Below are 12165 nucleotides of genomic sequence, written 5' to 3'. Positions count from 1 at the left end.
GCCCAAGCTCCCGATCAGCCGCAAGCGAAAACGGGCCGGATGGTCCGATGAATTCGCAAGGTCGATCATTGGGCAAATGCGATTGCCCTGCTTCAAAGGGCTGCGTGGATTTCCTATCTGACCTATGATATGGACGCTTGGCATTGTCCCCCTCGGAGCCCCCTCCCATGCCGCAGTCGATCATCGACCTGCTGATGTCTGCCGGCCTGGCCGGAGTGGCGTTCCTGGCCTTTGCCGAGAAATACGTCCCGATCATCCCGTCCTATGTGATGCTCGCGGCCTTCGGTGCGCTCGGCGACGAGATGGAAGGCGGGCTCGCGGCCACGGTCGCCGCGGCGACGCTGGGCTCGGTCGTGGGCGCGCTCGGCTGGTACTGGCTGGGGCGGCTGCTCTCAGGGCGGGCCGAGCGTCTCGTCGCCCGTCGCGGCCGCTATATCCTGCTCACCCCGAAGCTTTACGACCGGATGCGCGGTGCCTATGGCCGGCATCCGTTTCTGGTCACCCTGGTGGCCCAGACCATTCCCACCGTGCGGATCTTCATCGGCCTGCCTGCCGGCGTGATGCGCATGCCGTTCCGGCCCTATCTGGCGGCGACCGTGCTGGGCACGCTGATCTGGAACGCGCCGCTGGTGATGCTGGGCGATGTGCTGGCGGAAAGCCGCATGGACACCGCCCATGTCATGATGTGGTTCGCCGCCGCGATCCTGGCGGTCGAGGTCACCGCCTTCGTCGTCTGGCGGCTGATGCGACGGGGTGGCGGCGGGCATGGCCCCGGCGCTATCGGTTGAACGGCCGCCGTCGGGTGAAGACGGCCGGCGATCACACCGCCGGCGGCGCCAGCCGCGCGAAGCCTGCCTGCCGCCGATAGGGGAATGACGGATAGGCCGCCGTCGTCAGACTGGCCGCATCCAGTCGCGCCACCTGATCGGGCGTCAGTACCCAGCCGGCAGCACCCAGATTGTCACGCAACTGCGCCTCGTTGCGCGCGCCGATGATCACCGTTGCCACGGTCGGCCGGCGGAGCAGCCAGTTGATCGCGATCTGCGGCACCGTGCGCCCGGTCTCCTCGGCCAGCTCGTCCAGCACATCCACCACCCGGAACAGCAGCGCGTCATCGACCGGCGGGCCGAATTCGGCAGTCTGATGCAGGCGGCTTTCGGCGGGTAGGGGCCGATCGCGGCCGATCCGGCCGGTCAGGCGGCCCCAGCCGAGCGGGCTCCACACCATGGCACCCACGCCCTGATCCAGCCCCAGCGGCATCAATTCCCATTCATAGTCACGGCCGATCAGCGAATAATAGACCTGATGGGCGATATAGCGCGGCCAGCCATGGCGGTCCGCCACCGCCAGCGCCTTCATCAATGCCCAGCCGGGAAAGTTCGACACGCCCACATGGCGCAGCTTCCCCGCCCGGACCAGATCGTCCAGCGTCGACAGCACCTCGACCATCGGGGTTGCCGCATCGAAGGCGTGCAGTTGCAGCAGATCGATATGATCGGTGCCCAGCCGACGGAGAGCGGCATCGACACCGCCGATCAGCCGGCCGCGTGAGGTTCCGGCCTGATCCGGCCCGTCGCCCAGCGGCAGGCCCAGCTTGGTCGACAGCAACAGCCGGTCGCGCCGCCCGCGGATCGCCGCCCCCAACACGGTTTCCGATGCGCCGTCAGAATAGACATCGGCCGTGTCGAACAGAGTGACGCCGGCTTCCAGGCAGATATCGACCAGCCGGCGGGCTTCCGCCGCATCGGTGGTGCCCCAGGCGCCGAACAGCGGACCGCTGCCGCCGAAAGTGCCCGTGCCGAAGCTGAGCACCGGCACCATCAGGCCCGATGCGCCGAGACGTCGGTATTCCATGAGAACGCTCCCGATCATTGATGACTGTCGAGGCCAGAGCATGGACGGCCGGGAATTATGACGATAGCCTGCCGGTCGGCACATGATTTGTGAGTTCAGGTCACGATGGCGCGACTGGAGGTCAACCGATCGGGCGAGATGGAGGTCTTCGTGCGGGTGGTGGAGCGTGGTGGCTTCTCGGCCGCCGCCCGCGACCTTGCCATGACGCCCTCGGCGGTCAGTAAGCTGGTCAGCCGGCTTGAGGCGCGGCTCGGCGCGCGGCTGGTCAACCGCACCACCCGCAAGTTGCAGCTCACGCCCGAAGGCTGCGTGTTCTATGAGCGCGCCATCGCGGTTCTGGCCGGCCTGGATGAAGCGGAACGGGGCGCCTCGGCGGCGGCAGCCCCAGTCGGCCGGCTCAGGATCAGCGTCAACGTGCCGGTGGGCCGGCAGTTTCTGCTGCCGCTGATCGCGGGCTTCCTGGCCGATCATCCACGCCTGTCGGTCGACATCACCCTGACCGATGACGTGGTCGACCTGCTGGACCAGCGGGTCGATGTGGCGATCCGCAGCGGGCCGCTAAAAGACTCAAGGTTGATGACGCGCAAGCTGGGCTCGGTCGGCCAGATGATCGTGGCGTCGCCCGGCTATCTCGCGGCCCACGGCCAGCCCCGGCATCCGGACGACCTGCACCGCCACAACCGGATCGGCTTCGCCTATGCCCGGATCGTCGCCGGCTGGCCGCTGCTGGTCGATGGCCGGATCATCTCGGTGCCGCCCTCGGGCAATGTCCGGGTCAGCGATGGCGATGCCATGCGGCTGCTGGCGATCACCGGGGTCGGGCTGGCCCGGCTGACCTATGCTGCGGTGCGCGACGATCTGGCCGCCGGTCGTCTGGTGCCGGTGCTCGACGCGTTCAACCCCGGCGACCGCGAAGACATCCACGCGCTCTATCCCGGCCAGGGCGGCCAGATGCCGGCACGGGTGCGCGCGTTTCTGGACCTGCTGGCCACCCGGATGCGGGTTGCCTGAGGCGCGCGATCCGGTGTCAGGTCCGGTCAGGCGCAGATGGGTCGCCATATAATCCACGAACACCCTCAGCGTCGGCGACATGTGCCGGCTCGACGGCCACAGGATGCGGAACTGGCCGCCACCGCCCACATGGCTGTCGAGCACCGGCACCAGCCGGCCGTCATCGAGCTGGCGGCGCACGGCGAAATCGGGCAGGCAGATGATGCCCAGCCCCTGTTCGGCCAGTTGGATCAGCGGATCCAGCGTGTTCGCCGACAGGGTTTCGGGCAGGGGGCCGCGCAGCGCCGCCGGGTCCAGTGGCCAGGGTTCCAGCTTGCCGGTGGCCGGATAACGATGATGCAGGCAGGCATGACCGGCGAGATCCGCCGGGCTGTCGGGCCGGCCATGGGCCGCGAAATAGGCGGGTGCCGCGACGATGCGATAGCGGAAACTGCCCAGACTGCGGCTGATCAGCCGGCTGTCGCCACCATCACCGCTGCGCATCACCGCGTCGAAGCCTTCCTCGATCACCTCCACCAGTCGGTCGCTCTGGTCGATATCCAGGGTGATATCGGGATAGGCGCGCATGAAGCCGGCGATGACCGGCATCACCAGCATGCCGATCAAGGGCAGGCTGATCCGCAACCGGCCGCGTGGCACTGCGCGTGCCTGGAGCAGATCGTGCTCGGCCGCCTCGATCTCGGCGAAGATCCGCCGGCAGCGCTCCAGAAACGACTGCCCCTCGGCCGTCAGGGTGATGCTGCGGGTGCTGCGATGGAACAGCCGCACGCCCAGCCGGTCTTCCAGCCGCGCCACCGCCTTGCCCACCGCCGATGACGACACGCCCAGCACCCGCGCCGCCGCAACGAAGCTGCCGGTCTCGGCGGTGCGCATGAAAGCCGCCAGCGCGCCCAGTTGATCGATCATCGCATCTCCCCCCCCCCGCGAACCTCCGGGACGGCTGCCATCATCGGCCGTCATTCCGGACAGTCATATCCTTTATCAATGGAATTACAGCCTGTTTTTCCGAAACGGCGCCGGCCGCACGCTGTCCGCCTCGACAGATCGTCGCTCCCTAATCCCTCACAGGCGGATCCATGACCACGACATCGCGAACCGGCACAGCGCGGGCAAGTGCCGCACCTCACGCCAACGAACGGCTGCCTTGGCCGGGGCTTCTGGCGCTGGCCGCAGCCGGGTTCATCACGGTCCTGACCGAGGCCCTGCCCGCCGGCCTGCTGCCACAGATCGGCGCCGGGCTCGGCGTCTCGGCGGCATTGGCCGGCCAGTTGGTGACGGTCTATGCCGCCGGCTCGCTGATCGCGGCCATTCCGCTGGCCACCGCCACCCGCGGCTGGCGCCGCCGGCCCCTGCTGCTGCTGGCCATCGGCGGATTCGCCATCGCCAATACGGTGACCGCCCTTTCGCCCAGCTATACGATAACCCTGGTGGCCCGCTTCCTGGCCGGCGTTTCGGCCGGCCTGCTCTGGGCGCTGCTGGCCGGTCATGCCGGCCGCATGGTGCCCGACCGGATGAAAGGCAGGGCGATCGCGGTGGCGATGGCCGGGATTCCGCTGGCCCTGGCGCGCGGCGTGCCGGCCGGCACCACGCTTGGCGCCATCAGCGGCTGGCGTGCCGGCTTCGGCGTCATGACCGTGCTCAGCCTGATCCTGATCCCCTGGGTGCTGTGGCAGGTGCCGGACTTTCCCGGCGAGGCCCCGGGCCGTCGCCTGCCGGCGCGCCGGATCATCGCCCTGCCCGGACTTGCCGCCGTGCTGGCCGCGACCCTGGCCACGGTGCTCGCCCATAATATCCTCTACACCTATATCGCGCCGTTTCTGGCCCCGGCCGGGCTGGGCCACCGGGTCGATCAGGTGCTGCTGGTCTTCGGTCTGGCGGCGGTGGCCGGCATCTGGCTGACCGGGCTTGCGGTCGATCGCCATCTGCGCCGGCTGGTGCGGCTCGCCATCCTTGGCTTCGCCCTGGCAACCGCTCTGCTGGGGATTGCCGGGCCGCTCGGTCAGCCGGGGCTGATCTGGGCCGGTGTCATTCTGTGGGGCCTGGCCTTCGGCGGCACCCCCACCCTGTTCCAGACCGCCTCGGCCCGCGCCGCCGGTGCCGCCGCCGACATCGCCCAGTCGATGATCGTCACCGCATGGAACCTCGCCATCGCCGGTGGCGGCATTGCAGGTGGCATCCTGATCGGGCAGCCGGGGCCGATGGCCCTGCCCTGGGTCGCCCTGGTCCTGTTGATCGCAGCCGGTCTCGCGACAACCGACCGCTTCGGCATGCGGGCATCCCAGGTGGACTGAGCGAGCGCCCCTTCACACCCCGCCACCACTGCGTGTATCGTCCGGGCACCGATATCTCACGGCACGGGGTCCGATGCGTATTCTCCACACCGCCGACTGGCATCTCGGCCAGGAGCTGCATGGCTTCGAACGCGGTGCCGAGCATGACCGCTTTCTCAACTGGCTGGCCCGGACGATCTCAGATCAGGCGGTCGACGCGCTGGTGATGGCGGGCGATGTCTATGACACGGTCAATCCGCCGGTCGCGGCACAGACCCGGCTGTATCGCTTCCTGAACGGCGTGCTCGACCGCAACCCCGGCCTTCAGGTGGTCATCGTCGGCGGCAATCATGATGGGCCGACCCGGCTGGAACTGCCGGCCCCGCTGCTGGATGCCAGGCGGGTGACGATCCTGGGCGCCATCCCGCGCCAGGACGGCCGGCCGGCACCGGAACACTGCCTCGTGCCGCTCACCGATGCCGGCGGCCGTATCGGCGCGGTGGTTGCCGCCATCGCCTATCCGCGCCCTGGCGATCTGCCGGTGGATGGCGGCGGCAGCGCGGCGCTGGGGCAGATCTATCAGGCGGCGCTGGATGCGGCCACCAGCCGCTTTCCCGGCCTTCCGGTCATCGCCACCGGCCATCTCCACGTCGCCGGCGCCACGGTGTCCGAGACCAGCGAGCGCCCGGTGATGATCGGTGGTGAAGAGGCGATGTCCGCCGGCATCTTCCCCGCTGGGCTCGCCTATGTGGCGCTGGGCCATCTGCACCGGGCGCAGCGGGTGGCGGCCGGCACGGCGGTGCGCTATGCCGGCTCGCCTTTTCCGATGTCGATGGCCGAGCGCAACTATCGCCATTCGGTGGCGCTGGTGACGCTGGCGCCGGATACGGAACCCGACATCCCCCTGCCCGAGATCGACCTGATCGAAATCCCGCGCCCGGTGGCCTTTCTTCGGGTGCCGGCCGACGGTGCTCTGGCCCCCGACGATGCCATCGCGGCGCTGACGGCGCTCGACATCGCCCCGATGCCCGAGCATGCGGAACTGCGCCCCTTCCTTGAGGTGGTGGTGCAACTGGATGCCCCGGCCCCCGATCTGCGTCGCCGGCTGGATGCGGCACTCGATGGCAAGCCCGTGCGGCTGGCGCGGGTGCGCAGCCTGCATGCCGGTGCCGGCGGCACGCTTGGCGATGGCACCGCCGCCATGGCCGGGCTCGACGAGATCAGCCCCGCCGAGGTGTTCGCGCGGCTGCATCGCCAGAGGTTCGAGACCGATCCGCCTTCGGCGCTGATCGACGGCTTCCGGCATCTGCTGGCCGATGTCGCGGCGGGCGACGATCAGGACGACCTGGTTGCCAACACGACTGGGCATGAGGTGCCGCGATGAGACTGCTCCGGCTCAGCGGCCGCAATCTGGCCAGCCTCAGCGGTTCGTTCGAGATCGATTTCGAGGCCGCACCCCTGGTCCATGCCGGGATCATGGCGATCACCGGCCCGACCGGCGCCGGCAAATCGACCCTGCTGGATGCCATCTGTCTGGCGCTGTACGACGCGGTGCCGCGCAGCGCCGGCGCCGGACGGATCGACGGCCAGGATATCCAGATCACCGATGGCCGCCGGGTGATGTCGCATGGCGCGGGCCTGTCCGAAGCCGAGATCGACTTCGCAGGCGGCGACGGCCGGCGCTATCGCGCGACATGGCGGGTGCGCCGCGCCCGGGGCAAGGCCGATGGCAGTATCCAGGCCAGCAGCCGGTTGCTGATCGACATCGCCAGCGGCGACGTCATCGCCAACCAGAAAAAAGAGGTCGCGGCCGAGATCATCCGGCTGATCGGGCTGGATTTCGACCAGTTCCGCCGCGCGGTGCTGCTGGCCCAGGGCGAGTTCGATGCCTTCCTGCGCGCCGAACCGAAGCTTCGGGCCGAACTGCTTGAGAAGATCACCGGCACCGCGATCTATGGCGCCCTGTCACGTGCCGCCCACGACCGCGACCGGCAGGCCCGCGCCGGCATCGCCGCGATCGAGGCGCGTCTGGGTGAACACCGCCCGATGACCGCTGAAGACCGGGCCGGCGCCGAGGCGGCGGCCGAGGCCGCCCGCGACATGGCGGCAAGGGCCGCCAGGGCACAGGCGGATGCCGCCGACCAATTGCGGCGCGTGGAACAGCGGCTGGCGCTGGCCCGTGCCCGCGACGCCGCCGCAGCGATCCTGGCCGAGGCGGAGGCCGCCGACCGCGCCGCCGATCCGGACCGCGCGGCGCTGGATCGCGATCGCCGCGCCTTTGGCCTGCGCGCGGACTGCAGCGCCGCCGATGACGCCGTGGCGCGCCATAGCGTCGCCCATGCGGCCGAAGCCGAAGCGGCGGAGCGGGTGACCGCCGCCGAGGCGGCGGTCACCGCCGCCGACATCACCCGCGACGCAGCCTGTGCCGCGCGCGATGCCGCCACCCATGCCGCACGCGCCGTGGCGCCGGCGATCGCCCAGGCCCGCCTGCTCGACAGCCGGATTGCCGATGCCGCCGCCGCCGCGACCGAGGCTGGTGCCGAGGCGCAACGCGCCGAGATCCATGCGGCCGAGACGGCCGAGGTAGCCCGCCGGATCGACGCCGCGATCGCTGCCACGACGCAACGCCATGCGGCCGCGACCGCCGATCTGGCCCGACATCAGCAGGCGGCGCCGGCCCTGGCCGATCGGGCGGCGGTGCTGGCACTGATCGACGAGCGCGCGCCGCTGGATGCGGCGCAGGCCGAACGCGCCGCCGCGATCGCGGCACATGATCGCGAGGACGCCGCCGATACCCGCCGGCTGGCGGCGCTCACCGCCGAACGCGACGCAAGGGCGGCACAGCTCGACATGATCGCACCGGCGCTCACCGCCGCCGAGGCCGCGGCCGATCAGGATGCGGCACGGGATCTGCGCGACCGGCTCGACCGGCTGGGCATGATCGCAACCCTGGTCGACAGTCTGCGCGACGGGATCGTCGATGCGGCGGAAGCGCTGCGGCACAGCGACGGCTTGCGCGCGCAACTGATCGCCGTGGACGCCGCCATCACCGCCGCCGCCGCTCGCGCGACCGCCGCCACCGCCGCGCTGCCGGTCAGTGAAGCCCGACTGGACGAGGCCACCCGCGCCCGCGACCTCTCGGATGCCACGGCCGACGAACATGCCCGCCGGCTGCGCGCGCTGTTGATCCCCGGTGCGCCTTGTCCGGTCTGCGGATCAACCGACCATCAACGCCAACGGGTCGAGCCGGATGCGGCCGGCGACCTGCTGGCGGCACGGCTGGACGAAGACCGCGCCCGGGTGCGCGCGCTTAGCGCCGAGGCGAACCGGCTGCATGGCGAGATCGCCGCCGCCCACGCCCGGCATGGCGATGAACGGCGCCGGCGGGCGGAGATTGAGGCCGCGATCGCCGATGCCACCGACACGCTGGCCCGCATCGCATCCGACCATGATCAGGTGCTGCTGGCACTGGATGCCGCCGCCGCCGAGGCCGGGCTCACCGATGCCCCCCTGCTGCCGGTCGACCTTCAGGCCACCGCGCGATGCCCCACGCCGACCGCGCTTGCTGATGACTGGCACGATCTGATCGCGCATGAGGCCACCGCCGCCCGTGAGCGGCTGGATGCGATCGATCAGGCAATGGCCGAGGCGCGCGCCCTGCGCGACCACCGGGACAAGCTGCTGGCCGATCGCGATGCCGGCGCCGCCCGGATCGCGGCCATCACCGCCGAGGCGGCCGAACGCCGGGCGCTACGGGCGCGACTGGACCAGCACCGTGCCGATCTGGCCGCACAGGCGGTGCGGATCGATGCCCGGCTGGCATCCCTGCTGGACGCGACCATCCCCGACTGGCAGCAGCGTATCGCCGCCGATGCCGCGGGTTTCGCCGATGTGCTGCGCACCGTCGGCGAGGCCATCGACCATGCCCGCCAGCAGCTTGCCACCGCCGAGGCCGATCTGGCGCGGCTGGCGACGGAGCTTGCCGCCGCGAAGGCCACCGCCCAGGCGGCAGCCGACCGCCGGCAGGCCGCCATCACCCAGGCCGGGCGGCTGGCGGCGGCGCGAGACGACCTGCTCGCCCAACGCGCCGCATGCCTGGACGGCCAACCGGTCGACGCGGTCGCGGCGGCCCATGACCAGGCCTGCGCCGCCACCGCCGCCCAGGCCGAGGCAGCAACCGCCGAGGCCGAAGCCGCGCGTCGGACGCTGGCCGTGATCGCGGAAGCCCGGCGCGGCGCCGTGCAGGCGGCCGAAGCCGCCCGCCATGATGCCAGTGCGGCACAGGCGGCGCTGGAGGCTGCCTGTGCCGCCATCGGATGTGATGTCGATACGGTCCGGGCCGTGATTGCCCGTGGTGGCACGGTGCTGGAGGCTGAGGCGGAGCGGCTGGCAGCGCTGACCCGCGCGGTCGGCGATGCCCGCGCCACGCTGGCCGCCCGCGCATCCGATCTCGACCGGCATCTGGCCGACCCGGCCACCATCGCCGCCGGCGCCGACACCGCCACCATCGACATGGCCATCCAGGCATGCGATGCGGCGCAGGCCGCCCGCGATCTGGCCGATGACCGGCTGCGTCAGGCCCTGCAGGTGATCGCCGCCGATGATGCGGTTCGCCAGACCGCCGGCGCGCTGGATGCCGAGCTTGCCGCGGCGCGGCAGGCAGCGGAAGTCTGGGCCGATCTGGACGACCTGATCGGATCGGCCGATGGCACCAGGTTCCGCCGCTATGCCCAGTCGCTGACCCTGGACCGGCTGCTGGCCGGCGCCAACCGCCATCTGGCGGAGCTGCACCCGCGCTATGCCCTGCGCCGGATGGCGGGCAGCGACATGGCGCTGGAGGTGATCGACCACGACATGGCCGACGAGGCGCGCGCCGTCCATAACCTGTCGGGCGGTGAACGCTTTCTGGTCAGTCTGGCACTGGCGCTGGGGCTGGCCGATATCTCGGCCGGGCGGGGGCTTGGTATCGAAAGCCTGTTTATCGACGAAGGCTTCGGCGCGCTCGACCCGCAAAGCCTGGGCCTTGCGATCAGCATGCTGGAACGGCTTCAGGCCACCGGCCGCCGGGTCACCGTCATCAGCCATGTCGAGGCGCTGAAGGACCGGATTCCGGTGCAGATCCAGGTCGTGCCGCAAGGTGGCGGCCGGTCGAGGATCGCGGTTGTGGCCGGCTGACGCGCGGCCACGACCCTGATCACCACCGGCCACCACCGATCCTGGCACCGCAGATCAGGGCGCGCTTAGCCGTTGCGGTACTGGAAGCTGTAGGCATTGATCGCCGGCACCCCACCCAGATGGGCGTAGAGCACAGTGCAGCCGGCAGGGATGCGGCCGGTTTCGATCAGGTCGATCATCGCCTGCATCGACTTGCCCTCATAGACCGGGTCGGTGATCAGCCCTTCCAGCCGCGCCGCCAGCCGCATGGCGGCGTTGGTCTCAGGTGACGGAACGCCATAGGACGGATAGGCATAGCCGCGTTCCAGCACCACATCCTCGGGCGTGATCGCGCGACCCAGCCCGACCGCGTCGGCGGTGTGCCGCGCGATCCGCAGGATCTGGGCGTGGGTCTCGTCGGGCGTGGCCGAGGCATCGATGCCGATCACCCGGTCCGCCCGGCCGTCGGCCGCGAAGCCCACCACCATCCCCGCCTGGGTGCTGCCGGTCACCGAGCACACCACCACACAGTCAAACCGCAGGCCCATCGCCGCTTCCTGTGCCCGCACCTCTTCGGCGAAGCCCACGAATCCCAGCCCGCCCAGCGGATGATCGGAGGCGCCGGCGGGGATGGCATAGGGCCTGCCGCCGCTGCGGCGCACATCCTCCAGCGCCTCTTCCCAGCTCTGCTTGAAGGCGATGCCGAAGCCGGCATCGACCAGATCGACCCGCGCGCCCATCAGCCGGCTGAGCAGGATGTTGCCCACCCGATCATAGACCGCATCGTGATAGTCCACCCAGTTCTCCTGCACCAGCCGGCAGCCCAGCCCCAGCTTGGCCGCCACCGCCGCCACCTGACGGGTGTGGTTGGACTGGATGCCGCCGATGGTCACCAGCGTATCGGCGCCCTGGGCCAAAGCCTCGGGGATCAGATATTCCAGCTTGCGCAGCTTGTTGCCGCCGAAGGCCAGGCCGCTGTTGCAGTCTTCCCGCTTGGCGAAGATCCGGACCTTGCCGCCCAGATGCGTCGACAGCCGGTTCAGCGGCTCGATCGGTGTGGGGCCGAAGGTGAGTTGATGACGTGGAAACCGGTCGAGATGCATGGCATTCAGCCTCCCCTGACGCGCGGATGGCCCCCGCCATCCTCACCCCCCTCAGGCTCCCGCGGATCGCGGCCGGCGGCAAATGCGTTTTCAACCCGAATCGCGCCTTGAAATATGTCGATATGGTCGAGATAGTCGGTATTAATTGTGCAATTATGGCATAATGCGCTTTAGTATTGCGCATCATCGGCGACGTAGCCCATGGATGACGCGCCACCCCTCGACCGGATCGACCGCAATATCCTGCGGGCGCTGCAACAGGACGCCGACCGGCCCAATACCGAGCTGGCGGCCATGGTCAATCTCAGCCCCACCGCCTGCCTGCGGCGGGTTGAGAAGCTGAAGGCACGCGGCATCATCCGCCGCACGGTCGCCCTGGTCGACCCCGACACGGTCGACCTGACCACCCTGGTCTTCGTGGGTGTGGTGCTCGACCGATCGACGCCCGACAGCTTCGAGGCGTTCGAAGCCGCCGCGCGCGGCCTCAGCGGCTGTCTCGAATGCCATCTGGTCGCGGGCGAGGTGGATTATTTCCTGCTGCTGCGCACCCGCGACCTCGCCCGGTTCAACAAGCTGCATGCGGGCGAAATCATCAAGCTGCCGGGGGTGCGCCAGATCCGCACCTTCTTCGTGCTGAAGGAAATCCTGTCCACGACAGCCCTGCCGATCTGACCCGGCGGCGCCGACACGGACTCTCTGAAAGGCACCCGCACATGGTGGCTCCCAGCTCGGCCTGCTGACGGCGGCGGAGGCCCGCATCGTGGCGCTGGTCA

8 protein-coding genes and 1 pseudogene are annotated in these 12165 nt (G+C 70.1%); 6 read left to right on the top strand and 3 right to left on the bottom strand.

All coding sequences use genetic code 11. The annotated features are described in order from the left end of the window. Window positions 1–167: 167 nt before the first annotated feature. A complete protein-coding gene (locus IEW15_RS14320) occupies window positions 168–788 on the top strand; it encodes a DedA family protein (protein ID WP_188579065.1) in 621 nt (206 codons plus the stop codon). Between the two features lie 31 nt (window positions 789–819). On the opposite strand, the gene IEW15_RS14315 is transcribed toward IEW15_RS14320, so the two are convergent. Beyond that, on the bottom strand, window positions 820–1854 hold the full coding sequence (locus IEW15_RS14315) for an aldo/keto reductase (RefSeq protein WP_188579063.1): 1035 nt from the start codon (window positions 1852–1854) through the stop codon (window positions 820–822). Between the two features lie 105 nt (window positions 1855–1959). Here IEW15_RS14315 and IEW15_RS14310 point away from each other — a divergent pair, with 105 nt between their 5' ends. After that, the gene (locus IEW15_RS14310) at window positions 1960–2865 is read left to right on the top strand and encodes a LysR family transcriptional regulator (protein ID WP_188579061.1); all 906 of its coding nucleotides are present in this window, start codon (window positions 1960–1962) and stop codon (window positions 2863–2865) included. A 33-nt stretch (window positions 2866–2898) separates the two neighbouring features. Here the strand turns inward: IEW15_RS14310 and IEW15_RS14305 are convergent. Continuing rightward, window positions 2899–3768, bottom strand: a pseudogene (locus IEW15_RS14305) (LysR family transcriptional regulator); the annotation flags it as partial. A gap of 173 nt (window positions 3769–3941) precedes the next feature. On the opposite strand from IEW15_RS14305, the gene IEW15_RS14300 reads away from it, so the two are divergent. From IEW15_RS14300 to IEW15_RS14290, 3 genes are all read left to right on the top strand, one after another. Further along, complete coding sequence (locus IEW15_RS14300; RefSeq protein ID WP_188579059.1) at window positions 3942–5156, top strand: MFS transporter; 1215 nt, start codon at window positions 3942–3944, stop codon at window positions 5154–5156. A 73-nt stretch (window positions 5157–5229) separates the two neighbouring features. Then, window positions 5230–6519 (top strand): exonuclease SbcCD subunit D C-terminal domain-containing protein, encoded by a 1290-nt coding sequence (locus IEW15_RS14295; protein ID WP_188579057.1) that lies wholly within the window; start codon window positions 5230–5232, stop codon window positions 6517–6519. Next, window positions 6516–10310: an AAA family ATPase gene (locus IEW15_RS14290; RefSeq protein ID WP_188579055.1), complete on the top strand. Its 3795-nt coding sequence runs from the start codon at window positions 6516–6518 to the stop codon at window positions 10308–10310. The genes IEW15_RS14295 and IEW15_RS14290 overlap by 4 nt, the downstream gene beginning before the upstream one ends. 65 nt (window positions 10311–10375) lie before the next feature. Here the strand turns inward: IEW15_RS14290 and IEW15_RS14285 are convergent, their stop codons facing one another. Next, a complete protein-coding gene (locus IEW15_RS14285; protein ID WP_188579052.1) occupies window positions 10376–11392 on the bottom strand; it encodes a 1-aminocyclopropane-1-carboxylate deaminase in 1017 nt (338 codons plus the stop codon). A 201-nt stretch (window positions 11393–11593) separates the two neighbouring features. Here IEW15_RS14285 and IEW15_RS14280 point away from each other — a divergent pair, with 201 nt between their 5' ends. Continuing rightward, the gene (locus IEW15_RS14280) at window positions 11594–12064 is read left to right on the top strand and encodes an Lrp/AsnC family transcriptional regulator (protein ID WP_188579050.1); all 471 of its coding nucleotides are present in this window, start codon (window positions 11594–11596) and stop codon (window positions 12062–12064) included. The last annotated feature ends 101 nt before the right edge of the window (window positions 12065–12165 follow it).

It is taken from the genome of Tistrella bauzanensis, assembly GCF_014636235.1.
Taxonomy (GTDB): Bacteria; Pseudomonadota; Alphaproteobacteria; order Tistrellales; family Tistrellaceae; genus Tistrella; species Tistrella bauzanensis.
This window is presented reverse-complemented; position numbering and strand designations above follow the sequence as displayed.